Origin of the sequence: Clostridium sp. D5, from assembly GCF_000190355.1 — a bacterium.
Lineage (GTDB): Bacteria > Bacillota > Clostridia > Lachnospirales > Lachnospiraceae > Faecalicatena > Faecalicatena fissicatena_A.
On sequence record NZ_GL870809.1, the window covers coordinates 165852 to 185619 of the forward strand.

The 19768-nt window shown below is 41.0% G+C and carries 13 protein-coding genes; 11 read left to right on the forward strand and 2 right to left on the reverse strand.

Features of this window, described 5'->3' with window-relative positions; translation table 11 throughout:
- Positions 1–216 precede the first annotated feature (216 nt).
- Together HMPREF0240_RS00740 and HMPREF0240_RS00745 are read left to right on the forward strand one after the other, a co-directional pair.
- The gene (locus tag HMPREF0240_RS00740) at positions 217–513 is read left to right on the forward strand and encodes a type II toxin-antitoxin system RelE/ParE family toxin (RefSeq protein ID WP_009001546.1); all 297 of its coding nucleotides are present in this window, start codon (positions 217–219) and stop codon (positions 511–513) included.
- A 30-nt stretch (positions 514–543) separates the two neighbouring features.
- Entirely contained in the window at positions 544–1596 is a 1053-nt protein-coding gene (locus HMPREF0240_RS00745; RefSeq protein WP_009001547.1) for a helix-turn-helix domain-containing protein, read from the forward strand.
- A 204-nt stretch (positions 1597–1800) separates the two neighbouring features.
- On the opposite strand, the gene HMPREF0240_RS00750 is transcribed toward HMPREF0240_RS00745, so the two are convergent.
- Positions 1801–3039, reverse strand: a complete 1239-nt coding sequence (locus tag HMPREF0240_RS00750; RefSeq protein ID WP_009001548.1) for a Gfo/Idh/MocA family oxidoreductase — start codon at positions 3037–3039, stop codon at positions 1801–1803.
- 350 nt (positions 3040–3389) lie between these two features.
- Between HMPREF0240_RS00750 and HMPREF0240_RS00755 the strand changes: the two genes are divergently transcribed.
- From HMPREF0240_RS00755 to HMPREF0240_RS00780, 6 genes are all read left to right on the forward strand, one after another.
- Entirely contained in the window at positions 3390–4241 is an 852-nt protein-coding gene (locus HMPREF0240_RS00755; protein ID WP_035312180.1) for an AraC family transcriptional regulator, read from the forward strand.
- A gap of 172 nt (positions 4242–4413) precedes the next feature.
- Positions 4414–5298, forward strand: a complete 885-nt coding sequence (locus HMPREF0240_RS00760) for a sugar ABC transporter permease (protein ID WP_009001550.1) — start codon at positions 4414–4416, stop codon at positions 5296–5298.
- 13 nt (positions 5299–5311) lie between these two features.
- Positions 5312–6151: a carbohydrate ABC transporter permease gene (locus tag HMPREF0240_RS00765; RefSeq protein WP_050794461.1), complete on the forward strand. Its 840-nt coding sequence runs from the start codon at positions 5312–5314 to the stop codon at positions 6149–6151.
- A gap of 148 nt (positions 6152–6299) precedes the next feature.
- The gene (locus tag HMPREF0240_RS00770) at positions 6300–8117 is read left to right on the forward strand and encodes a sensor histidine kinase (RefSeq protein ID WP_035312182.1); all 1818 of its coding nucleotides are present in this window, start codon (positions 6300–6302) and stop codon (positions 8115–8117) included.
- A complete protein-coding gene (locus tag HMPREF0240_RS00775) occupies positions 8110–9345 on the forward strand; it encodes an AraC family transcriptional regulator (protein ID WP_009001553.1) in 1236 nt (411 codons plus the stop codon). Before HMPREF0240_RS00770 ends, HMPREF0240_RS00775 begins: the two co-directional genes overlap by 8 nt.
- A 156-nt stretch (positions 9346–9501) precedes the next feature.
- The gene (locus HMPREF0240_RS00780) at positions 9502–10815 is read left to right on the forward strand and encodes an extracellular solute-binding protein (RefSeq protein WP_009001554.1); all 1314 of its coding nucleotides are present in this window, start codon (positions 9502–9504) and stop codon (positions 10813–10815) included.
- Between the two features lie 430 nt (positions 10816–11245).
- Here HMPREF0240_RS00780 and HMPREF0240_RS00790 read toward each other — a convergent pair whose 3' ends face one another.
- The gene (locus tag HMPREF0240_RS00790; RefSeq protein WP_009001555.1) at positions 11246–12151 is read right to left on the reverse strand and encodes a helix-turn-helix domain-containing protein; all 906 of its coding nucleotides are present in this window, start codon (positions 12149–12151) and stop codon (positions 11246–11248) included.
- 162 nt (positions 12152–12313) lie between these two features.
- Here HMPREF0240_RS00790 and HMPREF0240_RS00795 point away from each other — a divergent pair, with 162 nt between their 5' ends.
- The 3 genes from HMPREF0240_RS00795 to HMPREF0240_RS00805 form a co-directional block, all read left to right on the forward strand.
- Complete coding sequence (locus HMPREF0240_RS00795) at positions 12314–13342, forward strand: uroporphyrinogen decarboxylase family protein (RefSeq protein WP_157134220.1); 1029 nt, start codon at positions 12314–12316, stop codon at positions 13340–13342.
- 5 nt (positions 13343–13347) lie between these two features.
- A complete protein-coding gene (locus tag HMPREF0240_RS00800) occupies positions 13348–15423 on the forward strand; it encodes a glycoside hydrolase family 3 C-terminal domain-containing protein (RefSeq protein ID WP_198137755.1) in 2076 nt (691 codons plus the stop codon).
- Between the two features lie 449 nt (positions 15424–15872).
- Positions 15873–19768: discoidin domain-containing protein (locus tag HMPREF0240_RS00805; RefSeq protein ID WP_035312184.1), on the forward strand; the 3896-nt coding region annotated here is incomplete at its 3' end.

The window sequence follows — 19768 nt, forward strand, 5'->3', positions numbered from 1 at the left end:
GGACGAGGTTATTGTTTCTTAGTGGAGGCTTACGGCTCTCCTTTTATGGAGCTGGCTTATTACTTATACGATTCTTTGCGATAGAGAGTAAAATAAAATTAAACTGAATAAAAATAGGTTAAATTTACCTGAAAGGTAAATAGATATATTGACCATCATGGTGATTAGTGATACAATTAATTTACCTCAAAGGTAAATAAAGAAAGAGGTGATGGATTGGACATTACGTACAAAAATAACAAGCTTCAGAAGGTTTGTACGGATGGCAAGGTTGCCGAACGATCTTATGGTAAGGAAATGGCAGAAAAAATTCAGATGCGTATTGACGAAATTGAGGCCGCAGACACTATTGAAATGATGATTCAGTTTCATATCGGTAGATGTCATTCGTTGACCAATAACAGAAAAGGACAGTATGCTGTGGACTTGGTTCATCCGTATAGATTGGTATTTGAAAAACATGGTAATGAAATCCAAATAGCGCATATTTTGGAGATAGTTGATTATCATTAAAAGAAAGTGGTATGAATAGGAGGTAGCACTATGGTGAGAAGTCGCAGTTTTATTGCAACACCACCAGGAGCAACAATTAAGGAACAGCTCAATGACAGGAAAATGAGTCAGAAAGAGTTTGCTGTCAGAGTGGATTTGTCTGAGAAGCACGTTAGCAAGCTCATAAATGGAGATGTTCAGTTGACTCCAGAAGTGGCTGTTAGATTAGAAATGGTACTTGGTGTGCCAGCAAAGTTTTGGAACAATTTAGAAGCAATTTACAGAGAGAAGTTAATTAAAGTTGAGGCAGAGAATGCCATGGATGCAGATGAAGCCTTAGCTAAACAACTTCCATATAACGAAATGTCTAAGTTTGGATGGATTCCTGCAACCAGAGATTCAAAAGAAAAAGTTATATATTTACGAAAATTTTTTGAAGTTGTTGAGCTATCGTTACTCGAAAGTAATCAGATAACTAGAATTGCCTGCAGAAGATTAGCAGTGACAGAAAAGAGTGATTTAGCACTTATGGCGTGGGCACAGGAAGCAAAAATTAAGGCAAGAGATATCACAACAGCACCTATCAATATAAAAGGATTGATTTCATTAATCCCAGAGATTAGAAAGATGACTTTACTAGAACCTGCCACATTTTGTCCTAAGCTTAAAGTCATATTAGCTGATTGTGGTATTGCACTGGTTTTTTTACCGCATTTGAAAGGTTCCTTTTTACAAGGTGCGTCATTCATGGATGGCAGGAAAATAGTTGTAGGATTAACAGTTAGAGGTAAAGATGCAGATAAGTTCTGGTTTAGTTTGTTTCATGAAATAGGACATATTATTCTTGGTCATATAGGGCAGCTAAATGGAACATCAGAAAAAGATGAAAAAGATGCGGATATATGGTCGAGAGATGCATTGATCCCTTTTGAGCAGTTTGAAGAATTTAGGGAGGGAGATAATTTTTCACAATCAAGTGTGTGCACCTTTGCAAAAAAACTTGGCGTTGCACCAGGAATCGTTGTTGGAAGATTGCAAAATGAAGGATGCATTGAATATAGCATGATGAATGGATTGAAGGAACATTATGTAATTGCAGTCTAATATAGTATTTACAGAAGGCATCAGGGTAACGTGGTGCCTTCTGAGTGTATAAATTCAAAAATATTATTTCTCGCACCACAGGTGCGAGAAATTAGCTGGAGAAATAATATCATCTCATGGAAAAGTGCAAAGATGATTACCGAGAGGGTTTTTCTGATTTGAAAGCTCTGGGTGGAAAACTACTGTATCTCAAACTGATCATCTTTATAAGTCGATAACCTTTCCCCCATTCACTCTGGACTCTTCCGCTGCAAAAGCCATTTCATGCCCCATCAAAGACAGCCGTGCACTATACATAAGCTTTTCCTCTCCGGGATTTCTCAGTGCGTTTGTAAATGTTTCCATAATACATTCATCACCACCGGAATGTAATGTCGTAGGAGTGTTTACATGTACCGTCATTTCATTTCCTGATGCAAAATCTTTGATTACAAAGCGGTCATCTTCCAGGCAGCCTTCAATTTCTCCCCTGGTTCCCATAATCTTTGTCTGGCGGATGATATCCATTGTAAAGGCCGATGCCTGCCATGAGGCTGTAATCCCACCTTCGTATTCCATATTTATAACCTGATGGTCTGGTACGTTATTATCACAATGATAAACACATCTTGCATATGGTGTTGTCAGTAAATATTCCAGAAAAGCATGATTGTCATCGGTACGTTTGATAATATCTCGAAAGTTCTTGCGAAGCTTTCTGTCTTCCAGGTATTTATAAGCTGAGTACATACATGTTTTATTATGCGGACAATTTTCGCAACGATCTGTTGCTCCTTCGGGGGCGTTTTCCGGTTTAAAATAAGACAAAGAACCAAAAGAGGATATCTTCCTGCATTTTTTGCCACCCAGCAGATAATTCATAATATCTGTATCATGGCAGCATTTTGCTACGATCATTGGAGTGGTCTCTTCACTGTTCCTCCAGTTGCCCCGGACGTAGCTGTGGGCAAAATGCCAGTATCCGATATTTTCAATGTGGTGAATAGACTGAACCGCCCCTATCTTCCCTTCATCTATCACCTGTTTCATAGCACGGAAAAATGGAGTATGCCTTAATACATGGCAGACCATTACAAGTGTACCATTCTTTTCTGCTGCCTTAACGATCTCTCTTGTTTTTTCTGCCGTTTCTGCCATGGGCTTTTCCAAAAGCAGATTGTACCCTTTGGTTATAGCCGCCATTGCAGGCTCGTAGTGCTGCCGGTCCTGAGTTGCTATAATGATTCCATCCAGCTTATAATTTTTTTCTAATAACTCTCTCCAATCTGTAAATCTATCGCTCTGTGGAATATGATGCATGTCTGAAAAAACATTTCTCCGTTCCTCCAATGGCTCTGCTACACATACAAATTTTACTTCTGCCGGATATTTTAATGCGTATGGCGCGTAGCAGTTGGCCCCGCGTTCCCCGGCTCCAATCAATCCTAATTTAATCTGTCTCATAATCAAATATGTCCTCCTTTTTGGCCCTGATAAAAGTATTTATTCCCACAGGTAACGAGCCAAAGCCGAGCTTGCTTAACCTTGTCGGCTGCCGTGAGAGTCAAAGACGCCGAAGTTCGCTGTAAGGTCTTTGATTTGTACTATTATGATATAGCGAAGCAAACAGGTATGTAAATATATAGGATTGGTTTACAATAGCACTAAATTTTGTTCTTTCATTTATTTACAAAGTTATATATAATCAGTACAATATTGTATACCAAAGGACATCCCGTAACGCATACCCTTACGGGCGGATCTGCGGCTGCCGCAGAATAATGTTTACAAGATGGGAAAAGGAGATATGTAAGGTGACAAAATACCAAAACAGCCAGGAGGATGGAGGAACTTATGAACAGTTTCAAACAAATCCAAATTTTCCGGTAACGTATCATTTTGCAGAAACTTTGAAGAGCAGTATAACGCCGGCACACTGGCATGAGCATATTGAACTGCTGTGTGTCATCCAGGGTGAACTGCGTATCTATGTAAAAGGCAGGGTTTTTGAAGCTGTCAAAGGGGATCTGGTGGTGATAAATCCCGGTGAAACCCATTCTATTCCGGAAAGAACCAGGGACAGCCTGTATGAATGCCTTATACCGCACAAAGCCCTGTACGATAAGATGGGGATCCCCGTGGAAAAATATATGATAGAGAACTATATTCAGGATGAGAAATATACCGGCGATTTTAATCAGATTATGAGGATACTGAGCGGAAAACCTCAGTTTTATGAAGCTAGAGTACAATTAATTCTGCTGGAGCTTTTGCTCGATTTGATGCAAAACCATGGCAAGGTATCGGAACCTTCTAAAAGAACTTCAGAATCTTCAGGAGAGCGTATGGTGAAGCAGGTAATTGAATACATGCAGAAAAATTATGTACATCCCATCTCCACGGAAGATGTTTGTCAATATTTAAGCTTTGACAAGTCTTATATCTGTAACAAATTTAAGCAGATTACCGGCACAACGATGATAAGTTTTCTTAATATGATACGCTGCGAACACGCCCGGGAACTTCTGCTGCTTGGAAAATTAAGTGTTTCAGAGTGCGCTTCCCTAAGCGGTTTTCAGCACTTTCCATATTTTACGAAAACTTATAAGCGCTATATGGGAGAGCTGCCGAGTACCACTTTTCGCAGTGGTCATGCAGATTCCTGAATTTGACTTTTATGATATCTGACTTTTACTATGAGGTATTAACCTAAGAATTGTGTTCAAAAAATAAACAAAAGAACCAAAAATAATGCTCCCGGTGCTAAAATTATGTTCCCCCAATCATGAAAATTGATTTTATAATAAAATCAGGATAAAGAAGAGGAGGAAAGAATCTATGAAAAGTTTCTATTCGAAACGAGCTAAACTGGTATTTATTCTACCGGGATTTATTTTATTTACAGTGTTTGTAATCTATTCAATTATACCCTGCTTCATTATGAGCCTCCAGAACCATAATGGTGCGGCGTCACTTGGATGGGTAGGGGTTGAGAATTATATTACGACATTAACATCACCGGCTTTCTGGGCGGCACATAAAAATACATATTGGCTTCTTGCCTTAGAACTGCTGATTGGTATTCCACTGTCACTATTGCTGGCGCTGATGCTGGATCGTGCGGGAAAGGTTGCAAAGGCTGTTTACCGGTTTGCGGCGTTGTTCCCAATTATATTATCTGTTGCAGTTGTCGGTAAGTTCTTTGTATTGGGAATCTTTGATACGAATGTAGGCCTTTTGAATTCGGTTTTAAATGCTGTGGGACTGGAAAATCTTACAAGATCGTGGCTGTCAGATCCGAAGACGGTTATGACATGTATTGCGGTTGCCTATATCTGGCAGTATTTGGGAATGAACTCCCTGCTGTTCTATACAGGAATCCGTACGATTCCGGCGGAATTCTATGAAGCGGCATTGATCGACGGAGCAGGTTTTTTAAAGGCAAGTCTTAAGATTACCCTTCCTTTGCTGCAGGATGTATTCAAATATGTCCTGATTGGGGCAACAATTGGTACTATGGGAATGTATTCCCAAATTGCCATTATGACGAAAGGTGGTCCGGGAAGAGCATCCAGAACGGTAATTTATGAAATGGTTTATCAGGCATTTCAAACCAGCAGGTTTGGATATGGCTGTGCCATCACAGTGTTGTTCCTGATTGAATGTGTCTTCTGGGCTTTTATCATTAACAAGTTCGTTGCACGTGAGCCGATTGAGTACTAGGGGAGGTTACAGGATGAAGAATAAAATGGGAATAAAAGTTGGCCGTGGGATCAGAGATGCAATATTGATCATTTTTGCAATATTGTTTATACTTCCTTTATACTGGATGTTTTCACTGTCCCTAAAAGATGCAATGCAGGCGGCAGGTCAGCCCTGGGCAATACCAAATGGACTGCATTTTGAAAACTTTGCAGGAGCATGGAATCGGATTGATATTCCGAATCTGGTAAAAAACAGCTTTATCTATACTGCGGGTTCTGTGTTATTATGTCTTTTACTCAGCGTTATGGTTGCTTATGCAATTACAAGGATGCGTATGAAACATTCAGATTCAATCAGACTGTATTTTACAATTGGCATGCTGGTTCCGATTGCTGTCATGATGATTCCGGTGTACCGTCTGGTTATGACACTTGGATTAAAAGGAACATCCTGGTCATTGATTCTGCCTTATGCGGCATTTACTATGGCAAGTGCGATTCTGATGATATGTGCTTTTTTCCGCAGTATTCCGATAGAAATGGAAGAGGCCGCGGCCATTGATGGCTGTAACGTATACAGAACCTTTATAAGCATTATGGTTCCAATGGTGAAACCGGCACTTTTTACACAGGGAATGATGATATATATCACGAACTGGAATGAATACGCATTGGCGAGTATTCTGGCAATGGGCGAAGATATGAGAAGTATTCCGCTTGCACTGGATTTGTTCTTTGGTCAGTTCGATCTTACAAACTGGGGCGAAGTTGGTGCGGCGGTTGCGATTACATCTCTTCCTGTAATCCTTGTATTCATGTTCTGTAATAAGCAGATTGAGCAGGCAATGGCTGGCTCTTCCGGATTAAAATAGTCAGGGCAATATAAAATTAAATTGACAGCTTCATGCATAGATTGATAAAATATTCTGTGTATGCAGCTGTTTTTTATGATATAGTAATCTTTGTTTTCTATAACATAAAATCTCTGATAATTTGTGTTTGGGGAAATGAGGGGAATCTATGAAAAAGCGGATGAAATTAAGAAATACTATTTTGATTACGATCATAATGATCACGGCGATCATTGTGCTGATTTTAGGATATGTTTCCAGTCGTCAGTTTGAAGAACTGTTAACGGAACGCATGGTAGATGACTATCAGGAAACCGTGAATACGATGCGAAAAAATGTAGAAACACTGATCACGTATACACAGGATTTTACAAAGTATATGTCTCTGGATGAGGATGTACTGGAAACAATTATCGAATATCAAAATATGGATAAAAGCAGCATATTGAATCGGATGGCGATGAAACAAAAATGGGATATGCTCAGTCAGCGGCTGATCTTTTCCACATCGATGATCTATAGTCTGGAAATCTATTCAGGGGAGACTATGGTGTATAGTTACTATGATGATCCGACGGTGAATGATACAAAGAATGTTCCCGATGAAATTCTAAGAATGGCAAACGCGCAGAGTCCGCCGATATGGACAGATTTATTGACACTTAGACAATACCGGTCTTATGTAAAGAAACCTGACTATGGTTTTGCTGTGGTGAAATCGGTAAGTAATGAATCTATGGGAAAAGTCGGGGTAATTGCAGTATATGTCCGGGAATCCAGTTTTGCAGATATATTAAAGCCTATAAATGAAGAACAAAAGAATACATTTTATCTGGTAAATGGCGATAATAACATTGTGTCTGCAGTAAATAAAAAGGATCTCTACAAGAGAGCCGATGTTTCACTGGGACTTACAACCGAAGAATATGAGAAGTGTATGCAGGATGGAGTCCTTTTAAAAGAGGAGAAGGGGCAGGAACCACTTCTGTATGTAAGCAGAATGATTGGGGAGAATGGCTTAAAACTGGTCTGCGAGACTACAATGGAAGAACTTGGGAGGCAGCAGAGGAGTTTAAAGCTTTTTATTGGAATCGTGATGCTTTTATCTGTAATATTGGCTGCTGTCAGTGCATGGTTTGTGTCGGGCAGGGTGACAAAACCGTTGGGAGAGCTGATGGGAATTATGGAGAGGATCACAACTGAAGATAAAAACAGCCATCTCCGTTTCCCGGACGGAAATACAGGAGAAATCGGCATTTTGGGCAACCGGTTTAACGAACTTATGGACGAACTGGATGCATCTATGCAGCAGATATATCAGGAGCAGCGGCAGAGGCGGCATAATGAAGTGCGCTTATTGCAGGCACAGATTGTTCCTCATTTTCTATATAATACGATGGGAATTATATCTTCTTTTATTAAGCTTGGTATGCCGGAAAAGGCGCTTACAACAATTCAGAACCTGGTAAGTTTCTATCGGCTTTCCCTTTCGTCTGGAAAAGAAATTATTTCAATAAAAGAAGAGGTGGAATTAACACGCAACTATATAGAATTACAACAGCTTCGTTATATTGAGTATATGGAATACACGATTGAGTGTGATAAAGATACGGAAGAAGTCTGGATACCAAAACTGACCATACAGCCATTGGTGGAGAATGTACTGCATCATGGGCTAAAGCCGAACGGGGAAAAATGTCGGATCCATATCAGTGTTATAGCCGACAATCCAAATGAGATGTTAAAAATCAGTGTTTATGATAATGGTGCAGGTATTAAAGCGGAAAGGCTGGAGCAGCTGCGCCAGAGTCTGGAAACTGGGAAAAGTATTACGAAATCATTTGGGATTCTGAACATTCACCAGAGGTTAAAGCTGATATATGGTGACGAATATCACATGGAGATCGATAGCCGGGAAGGAGAATATACACGATTCAGTTTGCATTTGCCATTGAAGGACGGTGAGGAAGGGGAAAAACATGTATAAGGTACTATTAGTGGATGACGAGTATTTTCCAAGAGAAGCACTTAAGACAACTATTTCCTGGGAAACGTATGGATGTATGATCTGCGGAGAAGCCAAGAATGGATTTGACGGTATTGAAAAAGCAATGCAGTTAAAGCCGGATATCATATTAACAGATATTAATATGCCATTTATGGATGGCCTCGATATGATTATGCATCTGCAGAAGGCACAGCCTGATATTTTGTATTCCATTGTGACCGGATACAGTGAGTTTGAGTATGCGAAGAGAGGAATCGAGCTTGGAGTTCATCACTTTATTGTAAAGCCTATTGATGATCAAGAGATGATAAAGACCATACAAAATATGGTGGAAATTCTGGAATCGAAGCACGAGAAGGAACGCGAGTACGAGAGCCTGAAGTTTTGGGCGGAAAAGAACAGCGAAGAAAACAGGAAGAATTTTTTGGATATGTTGTTAACGGAAGAAAATGGTGTTTCAGAATCCCAGTTTTTATTTGAGTGTGACCAGTTAAATCTCCCGATGAAACATGGCGGATATCTTGTGTGCTGTTTGAAAATTGACTCCCGGACATATGTGCATTTAAGCCAGGAAGAATGGCAGAATAAGATAACAGAAGCGATGGGGAAAACAGGAGAAGGCTGGAATTGGACCGTTTATTATCAGGGATATGGAAATCTGTTCATTATTTTCAGTGATGTAAGGGAAAATGACCGGAACAGGGCTGCAGTCGGTGCGCTGATGCAGAGCATTCAGATTGCATTGATGCAGGAATGGGTGTGTACTGTGATGGCAGGCGTGGGCCATTATTGTAAAACATATCATGAGATTGCAAAGTCACGAATGGAGGCGGAAACATCTGTACAGGAAATTACGGCATCAAAGTTAGTTACAGAAATGCTGCGTTATATTCATGAAAATTATACAAATCCTGATTTGTCCCTGAAAGAAATTGCGGAGAAATTATTTGTAAATTATTCTTATCTCAGTACCCAGTTTAAAAAGGAAATGGGAATGTCTGCGAGTCAGTACATATTACGGTTCCGCATGACAAAAGCAGCGGATGCATTCCGAAGCGGGGAGGAAAATATGATAGAGGTTGCCGGCGCAGTCGGATATACGGATACGAAGTATTTTTATCGGTGTTTTAAAAAAGAGTTTGGGATTACTCCGAATCAATATATAGAAGTATTGCAGAAAACACGGAGCAGCGGCGAAGTATTTTAAGGAACCGCCATATTGTTTCATCTTCGTTCATGTAACAAATCCACGAAAAAAGGGGCGAATACCAAAAAAAATTGAACTATATGCTAAAAATATGTACCCCCGAAAATAAGAATGGACGATATAATATAGACATCAATTAATCGAGGAGGAAATGATATGAAAATGAAAAGAGTAATGAGTATTCTTTTGGCAGGAACCATGGTTTTAAGCATGGCAGCATGTGGTAAAAAAGCTGACGAGCCCAAAAAAGATGCCGGAGACAAAGGGGGCGACGCAAAAAAAATCAGTATTTTGTGGCCTGAAACAGATTCTACACAGGTAGATGTTATGGAGAATTATCTTCAGCCGGCACTCAAAGAAAAATTCCCGGATGTCGAATTCGAGTACATTCCTATAACAACAAAGCCAGGGGAAAGCCCCATTAAGACAATGAGTGCTTCCGGCGACCTTCCGGATATCTATTTCACAGGCGGAGCTGATATGGATGCAGTTCTGGGTGCAGAAGACGCACTGGATGTGGCACCATATCTTGAAGATGGATGGTTAGAGGAAAATTACACGGATCCGGATATGGTTAAGCATGGGGATGCTATCTATTGGCTGGCAGCAGGACAGAATGCATACTACACACCGGTATTCTATTACAATACAGCCCTTTTTGAAGCAAATGGGGTGAAGGAACCAACTAACATGGACGAATTCGTTAAGGCATGTAAGACATTTGTAGACAAAGGCGTTACACCAATTACAACAGCTGACTGGGTATCCTCCTATTCTCTGATTGATGGTATCCTTGCAAGTGCTGCACCAGATGCTTTAGAAGACTTACATTCACGTAAATGTGACTGGACAGACGACAGAGTAAAAAAAGCATTATCTTATTTTGACGAGTTAAAGAAAATGAAAGCTTTCGCACCGGATATCGTGAATAAAGATGATGCAACAGCTTATTCAGAGTTCCAGGCTGGAAACACAGCTATGATGTTGACATATTCCTGGTTTAACGGTGATATGGCAGAAGACAAACTGGGATTCGTTCCTGGAACATTTAACTTCCCGGCAGCAGCTGATGATTATATTCAGCTTATCTTCGAACCAAGAAAAGGTAACGGATGTGGATATACAGCGAATGCAAACACAGAAGATCCAGAGTTACTTACAGAGATCTTACAGGTAATCGTTAAGGCAGAATCTGAGCGTCACAATGCCAATGGTGTCAACACAAACTTCATTGTAGAGAACCCGGCAGAACCTGCAAATGATCTGGAAGCTAAAAGACTGGAAGCTTACAAGGCAGCAAAAACTCATTTAAGCGTACTTGGTCAGTCTCAGATGGATGGAGTAACAATTGCTGAGTTCACTACATTGTATAATATGTTAGTTTCTGAAGACCAGGGATACATGTCAGCAAATTTCATTGAAGAAATGCAGCCAATCTGGGAAGCTAATACATATGGAGCTACAGAATAATATATATTAGTTGGAATTAAGAATAAATACGTAGTAAACCCATGAAGAGCCCCTCCGGCTTTGGGAATTACAATAGTCATGAAAGGACTGTGCGGTAATTGCACAGTCCTTTCGTGTATAATTACATAAAATTTATAGGAGAATAAAAAGATGAGCAAAATTACATACCCGTTAAACAGCCTTGCTTATTGCAGGAATTGTCTGAATGAAACATTTGGAATGAATTTACAGAGAAAGGATTTATATATTTATCCATATCCCATGAGATGCCATCGCTGCGGAGAATCAAAAATTGTTATTTGCAAAGCCAGATTTCCATATAATATTGTTCTCCAATCCAAAATAAATCATATGCCGGATCTGATATCAAAGCTTTAAAATCCCCTAAAAAAATTCCTGGGTAAGCAGTTTTGCTTACCCACTTTTTATATCATAAAATATATTGCCGCCGATATTCACCGGGAGACATATGATAGCAATGTTTGAAGTGTTTTCCAAAATAGCTGCTGTTCCCAAACCCTGTCTCTAAAGCAATTTCCACAATGCTTTTTTTCGTGTTTATCAATAATTCCAGTGCCCTTTTTAAACGTATGGACAAGAGGAATTCCACAGGGCTGATTCCAAGATTACTTTGAAAGATTCGGTAGCATTCCCGTTCGCTGATGGGTATGCAGTCTGAAATCTGGCGTACGGTCAATTTTTCGGCATAATGTTTCTGGACGAAAAGGAGCAGCAGTTTAATCCGTTCATCTTCCAGTGCATTTTGAGACGTTTGGGACAGCGTTTGGCTGGCAGCCTGAGAATATATGATTTCCCAAATGTCTGCAAATAGATTTCTGAGGCGCAATTCATAAAATGCCTTCTTATCAAGACCCATCCGGGCAGCATCTGCAATCCGTTTTAATGTGGTACGGTCTTCTTCCTTTTCATAATAGAATGGTATACAATCCAGCTGTTTTTGTTCTATAACGGGAACAACATATTTTGAATCAAGGAAACTGTCTGAATTCCCTACGAGAAAAGAACTGTCAAAAAACTGGGTCTGTACTTTAGAATCTTTATAGGGAGTAATTACATGGAGAAAGTGGGGAACACCGGAATTGATAAAGATCCCGTCACCTTTTTTCAGAATATATTCATGCCGGTTTGTCTTGTAAAGAATTTCGCCTTCTAACACATATCCAAATTCAAATTCAGTATGCCAATGCCATGGAACATCTCCTAAAAACTGTATTTCAGATACAGGGACGAGGAGGTTGTAATGGAATTGGTCATTTGGGAAAAAAATGTGTTCTTCTGTTTGAGTATTCAGGCTGGGGATTATAAATTCTGACATAGTATTGAACCTCCTGTTTTGGCGGAATCGTTATATCGATTGTCAGTATAGAGATATATTTTATTGATATTTAGCAGTATTATTATATTGGATATTATAATGAAATACTGTGAATGTGTCAAGAATTGTGAGAATAGAGCAAGGAAAGCGAAGGTGAAAAAAATGCGTGAACTGAAAAAAGAAGATATAAAACAGGTGATTGAAGGCCGCGGGCATGTGGGCCGTACCCCAATGTTGTATGACATGTGGATTTATCCATGGATTTATGAGGAACGCAGGGAGGCGTTTGAAACATTTATGGATGCACAGATAAAAGATGTGGATCTCATTGATCTGGTTTTACCGGATAATTTTCAGGCGCCGGAGGACGCTCCGGATTATAAATGGGCTTACGAAGGACTGAATGAAAAATCGGGAGTCGGAATTGACGCAAAGTGCATAGCAGAGGAATGGGAAGATATGGAATCGGTTTATAACTCATTCCCGACAACGGAATATCCGGGTCTGATTCCGCAAAAACCGCTTAATAAAGAAAAATATATTGCTGCAAGATGGTGTTTCTGTTTCTTTGAGCGTATGTGGTCTTTCCGCGGGATGGAGAATGCCCTGACGGATTTCTACTTATATCCGGATGAGGTACATTGCCTGTTTCAAAAACTCGCGGATTATTATATGCGTATTATGGAACGGGTGAAGGAAGAAACCGATGCAGATGCCATTTTTGTTACAGATGATATCGGGACGCAGTCGGGGCCGTTCTTTTCTTTAGATATTTTCAGGGAATTTTTTAAACCGTACTATAAGCAAATGATCGACAAGGCACATAGCCTGGGGATGCATTTCTGGCTGCATACGTGCGGAAATATAGAACTGTATATGGAAGATTTTATTGAAATTGGATTGGATGTGATTCATCCGATTCAAAAATACACAATGGATTATCAGGAAATTGCGAAGAAATACGGTGACAAAATCTGCCTGCTGGTAGGATTTGATGTTCAGCAGACGATCCCGTTTGGAACTCCGGAAGAGGTTCGTCAGGAAGTAAGAGATTTAATTGACACATTCAGCCGTCCCGACGGACGTTTTATGCTTACCATGGGAAATGGTTCTACACTGGACTGGCAGCTTAGCAGCCTGGAAGCGCTTTACGACGAGACAGAAAAATATATCAAAACATGGAAGGAATAGAAAAGATGGACTATAAACAAATCATAAATGAGATGACTCTAGAGGAAAAATTTAATTATTTAACCGGAGCAGATATAAATGCCGGATATAAGCTGGAACGGTTCCCAATACAAAGGATGCGCTATCATGACGGTCCCTTTGGCCTTCGTATGAAAGAGAAGGACAACAGCCATCAGGAAATGATGGAACAAAAGATCCGCTCCGCATTTCCCAATGCGGTAAAGGGAGAGGAAGTGCCATCCACTGCATTTCCAACAGGATGTTCCATGGGTGCAACATGGGATGAGGAATTGATTCAAAGAGTGGGAAATGCATTAGGTGAAGAATATAGTGCTTATGGAATCAATGCAATCCTGGGACCATCCATGAATATCAAAAGACATCCGTTGTGCGGAAGAAACTTTGAATACTTTTCAGAGGACCCCTATCTTTCCGGAAAACTTGGAAGTGCGTATGTAAAAGGGGTACAGGAAAAAGGCGTGAGTGCCTGCCCGAAACATTTTGCGGCGAACAATCAGGAATACGGACGTTCGGATATATGCAGTGAAGTGGATGAGAGAACTCTGAGAGAAATCTATCTCAGGCCATTTGAAATCATGGTAAAGGAATCTGCGCCGTGGTCCATCATGTGTTCTTATAACCGCCTGAATGGTATTTTTGCATCGGAGCATAAAAAACTCCTGATTGATATTCTGAGAGAAGAATGGGGCTTTGACGGGATTGTTATATCGGACTGGGGATCGGTAAAGAATCGTGCATACTCTCTTCTGGCTTCTGTTGAGATGTGTATGCCTTATCAGGAAGAAGCATACGGGCAGCTTCAGGATGCTTATGAGTCTGGCATTATAGATAATGAGGTGATCGACGAGGCGTTGACGAGACTGTTTGATTTCTATGAAAGAACCAGAGGGGTATATGAAGCAAGTGCCTGCAATTTTGAGGTACATCATGAACTTGCAGTTGAGGCGGCGAAAAAATCTTTTGTCTTGTTAAAGAATGAAAATCAGGCGCTTCCTTTGGATAAGAATAAAATTAAAAAGCTGCTGGTTATAGGTGAATGCGCGGTCAATCCATATATTGGAGGAGACGGCAGCTCAAGAGTGGCGAATCCTACACAAGTTGATATTCCGTTAGATGAACTTAAAAAAGAAATGGGAGATGAAACTGCCATTGCATTTATGGGAATAGACAAAGTGGATGCTTATAATAATGAAATCGGACCTATGGAAACGGAAATTGCAGAGCGAGCTTCTGAATCGGATGCGGTGATTGTATTTGCAAACCAGAATTTTGCATGCCACAGTGAGGCGATAGATCGTAATTATATTGATCTTCCGCCAAACCTGGAACATGCAATTAAAGCATCACGCCGTGTCAATGACAGGGTGATTGTAGTGCTAAATACTGCAAGTGCAGTCTCAACGGAAAAATGGGGGTATTGTGCCCAGGCAATTTTAGTAAGCTGGCTGTCCGGGCAGGGGATGGGGAGAGCGGTTGCGGAGACATTAACAGGAAAGAACAATCCATCAGGAAAGCTGCCGGAGACTTTCCCGAAACATTTGCGAGATGTAAAGAGCTTAGAAAATTACCCTGGAGACAGGTTTAAAGTAGTTTACGAAGAACGGATGATGGTAGGGTATCGCCATTTCGATACGAATCATGTGGAGCCTGCGTATGAATTTGGGTTCGGATTATCCTATTCAGAGTTCAGGTACAGCAATCTGTCTTTGGATGATAATGAATTGAAGTTCCAGATTGAGAATGTCAGCGATGCAGACGGGGAAGAAGTCGCTCAGGTTTATGTGGAATTCCCGGATAATTCATGGAACAGCCATCCACTTCGGGAATTGAAAGCATTTAAAAAGGTGAGGATACCGGCACATTCCAGTGCAGAGGTGCAGATTACACTGGATGAAGATGCATTCCGTTACTATAGTGAGGCTCTGGATAAGTGGACAACGGAAGATGGAATCTATCGAGTTCATGTGGGCGGCTCATCTAGAAATCTTCCTTTGTGTATAGAAACGCGCATGAAACAGGAAGAGTACATAACAAACACAGAGTACTTGAAGATGAGATAAATGATTTCTTTGCTGCAATAGAAAGAAATGTATTCGAAAATGCAAATAAGAAGGTATTATAATCAAGTGATAAAAGAGGCAGACTAGTCTGTCTCTTTTCGTCCTTCTGGTTGGTTCTTCAGGTTAAAATTTTGATTCCGTATTCACTTTCACTTTTTGGCGGAATAGTTATACTTACTGTCGGTATAAAGATATATAATTCGCGTTTTAAGCAGTATTATTATATTAAATAAATGCGGACATGCCAGGAATAATGTGCGGTTTCCGCGAGCAGCGATCCAAAGGAGGAGATTGCTTGACCTTGGCGATTGCTGCGAAAGTCAAATACTTCGCAGTTCGCTGCGAGGTCTTTGGCTTAGAGCTTCGGCCGAGTAGGGGGAAGGAGGAAAACAGATCGGAACCGAAGGGTTAAAATATATCAGATGATGGAGGAGTGAAGAGAGAATACCATGAAAAAAAGTAAAAGACATGTAAAAATGTTATCTATGGGACTGGCAGTGTGTATGACAGCTTCGGCAGCGCTGTCGGCGAAAGTGGCAACGGTAAAAGCAGAGGATATACAAGAAGATACAGGTTGGAATGATATTCAGGATGTCATCTCCAGATATTATGGAGAATGGAATGACACGAACTATTCAGGACTGAGTAATCAGCAGATGCCAAATACGGCATTGCTCGGAAACGGAGATGTGGGAGTTTCATCTGCTGGTAACAGTAAGGAAAAGAAATTTTATGTTTCGAAAGGTGATTTTTGGGTTTATGGTACGACCGGGTATTCACACGAAGCCGGAATGCTGTCGTTAGGAGGCGTTACGATCCGGGAGAAAGAGAAGAAAGAGGATGGTACGAATCTGGCATTGGATTACAAAAATGTATCTGCCAGCAGTGTATTGAATGTATTTACGCCGGACAAGGCAGTGAATGGAACCATGTCGGATGCCAATGATATGTGGTGTACACAAATTGGCAAGGAACATTGGCTGACGTTGGAGTTTGATACTCCAATTACTTTTTCCCGCTGGGTAGTAAAGTTTGACGAGGCCCTGCGCCCGGGACTGCCGGATATTGGGGCCAATACGGCCAGTGATTTTCAGCTTCAGATTAGTGAAACCGGTGAAGCAGACAGCTGGACAGATGTATCGAATATTATAGGAAACAGTGATGCAGTATTTGATGAGAACTTGGCGGAAGCGGTAACAGCAAAATATGTACGAATCAATTTTACAAAGCCGACACAGGAGACGACAGCAGACAGCAAAAAAAATCCCCGTGCCAGGGTAGCGGAATTTGAACTTTATGCAGAAACAAAAGAACAGGAAGAGACAGATCTGGCATTGAATAAACCGGTTGAAGTTTCTTCTCAGTGGAGTGGAGAAGCAAAAGGTACTTTGGTAGATGGGAATGATGGTACACAATGGACTTCTTCGGGAGAAGCCAAGAATGCAGAAGAACATTGGGCTGTTATCGATTTAGAGGAAGAAAAGAATATCGGTTATTGGGTACTGAAAAATAGTACAGAGACAGGATGCGCCACCAGTGATTTTAAATTACAATATAGTAATGATAAGGAACGTTGGACAGATTTTGCTGTGATAGAAGGAAATGCAGAGTATATTACAGCAGAAACACTTGAAAATCCTATAAATACGAGATATGTCCGGCTGTCAATTACAAAAGCAACACAGACAGATAATTCATACGCTAGAATTCGGGAACTGGAGTTGTATGAAAATTATGTAGAGCCTGCGGAACCATTTTATGAAAAACAGGACATCCTGAATGCTGAGATCCAGACGAGGCAGGAGATCGCAGACCTTAATACAGAGATGACAACCTGGGTGGCTTCTGACAAGAACGTCATGGTAACGGAATTAGAAGCGAAAGGAAATCGATCAGCCGAGTTTGAAGTGGAAACATGGGCAACAAACAGTGAATCTAATATCCGGCCAATTACTGCTGTGAATGATGATACAAGTGTGACTGTGACACGCAGCTCAGAGAACCGACATCCGGATGATCCGGAGGCGTGGATTTCAAAAGCCGCACTTTCTACGACTGTAATCGGTGCGGACATAACAGAAGCTGCTTCTGATATGGCATCAGGAAAAGGAGCCTTGAACTTCACATTACAGCCGAATGAAAAGGTTTATGTTGTAACAGCAATCGGAGGCGGCGGAAGAACGTATACGAACGAAGGAGCGCTTTGGGAAGCCAAGACAGAACCAGATGCAGAAGCACAGGAATTGTTAGGCGAAGTTTCCAGTGAGAATGCTGTTCAGGAACTGAATACCGAAAGGCAGAATTGGTGGAAGAATTACTGGAGTGCATCTTATGTTGATTTTGGAACAGATGACGAAAAGCTGAATCAGATACAGAAATATTATTATGGGGCACAGTACATACTTGGAAGCACAGTCAGGGAAGGGAAGAAAGCACCTGGACTGTATGGGGTATGGCGTGTGACTGATAACCCTCTCTGGCATGGGGATTATCATTTGAATTATAACTTTATGGCAACCTTTTATGGTGTAAATTCAAGTAACAGAGCGGCTTTAAGTCTTCCGGCGGCAGAAGCGTTATTCGATTTTGTGAGTAATGGTGAAAAACGGGCTGCTTCTACAGCAGAATTGAGAGAAATCAATTCTTCTATCGTGGACAAAAACATTGCAGAAGGCGATATTGACCCTGTGAATGGAATTGCGGATGCTATTTTATTCCCGTTAGGCATTGGACCATGGGGATCTGCACCAAACGATAAGTATCTGAATGAATGTTTAGCAGCAGGATATAACAGCTATTTATTTACACAATATTATGATTATACACTCGATGAAAGTATTCTGGATCAGGCTTATGACTATCTAAAAAAATGTGCAAATTTCTATGAGGCATGGCTTGTAAAAGAGGATGGACGTTACAATATGTACGGAGGCTGGTGCGAGGCATATCAGGGTAAGAATCCCGCAATTGAGCTTGCTACCATGCAGAATGTATTTAAAAATGTAATCTCAATGAGCGAAACATTAGGAGCAGATGAAGAGAAGCGTCCGGTGTGGGAAGAAATTTATGAAGATATTTCGATTAAACCGACCTGGACAGCGAAAGGGAAGACAATATATGGTCTGGCAGAGAAAAGAATGGATGGTTCGGGAGGAGAGACCGACTTAGGCTTGTTTGGACAGCTGTATTCTAATGTTGTGATGTTGGATTATTTCCTGCCTGGTGACAGTCTTGGGTACTTCTCATCTCCGGAAGAATTACAGATTGCAAGAGATACCATTGATACCTTTGACAGTAATTCAGCGGCAAATACTGCATGGAACAATAAAAACAACTTCCCAAGGATCTATGCGGATGCAGTGAGAGCAAGATATGATGTCAATCAGATTATTGATCATCTGTATCAGAATGTTTCCGGTGGGAAAATGGCAGCAAATCTTCGAATTGTTGACGATATGCATGGGGTGGAAAAATCTGGAACAACAGAAGCCATTAACAGCATGATGTTGTTAAGTGATAAAGGAATTACAAAAATATTCCCGAACTGGTATGCAGATAAAGATGCAAAATTCGTTAACTTACGTGCAAAAGGAGCATTTACAGTTTCAGCGGAATATGACGGAGCTGCTCAGGAAGCAAAGAACGTTGTGATTAACAGCGAAAAGGGTGAAACAATGACATTCGTATCTCCGTGGGCTGAAGGAGCTACAGTACGTGATTCCCAGGGAAATGTTGTAAAAACGGAAGCAGGAACAGTTCCAAACCGGGAGGACGAGAAAACAATCACCTTTGCAACTACAGCAGGAGAAACCTATACTGTTGAAAAAGGTGAAGCTCCGGTTGAGCTTGACTATGAAGCAATTGATAAAGTGATCGCAGAAGCAGAAGCGATCAAGCAGGACGGATACACACAGGAGAGTTATCAGGCACTGCAGGATGCGTTAAAAAGCGCAAGAGATGCACGCCAGAATGCAACAACCCAGGACGAGCTGAATCAGAAAAAAGATGGGCTCCGCACAGCAATCGACGGCTTAAAGGGAAGCAAGAATGTATTGGAAACCTTCCTGAACAGAGCGAAGCAGCATGTTGAAAACGGAGATGTAGATGGACTGGTTGAATCTGTGCAGAAGCTTTTCGCAGAAGCTATTGCAGAGGGCGAAGCAATCATGGAAAAAGAGGATGCGTCAAAAGAGGATGTGCTGGGAGCATGTGTGAAGCTGATGAAAGCGATCCAGGCACTGGATATGGAAGCCGGAGATAAGGCCGACCTTGGCATGGCTCTGGAATTGACGAGTATGATTGACTTGACAAAATATGTGGAGGCAGGACAGGAAGAATATCTGGC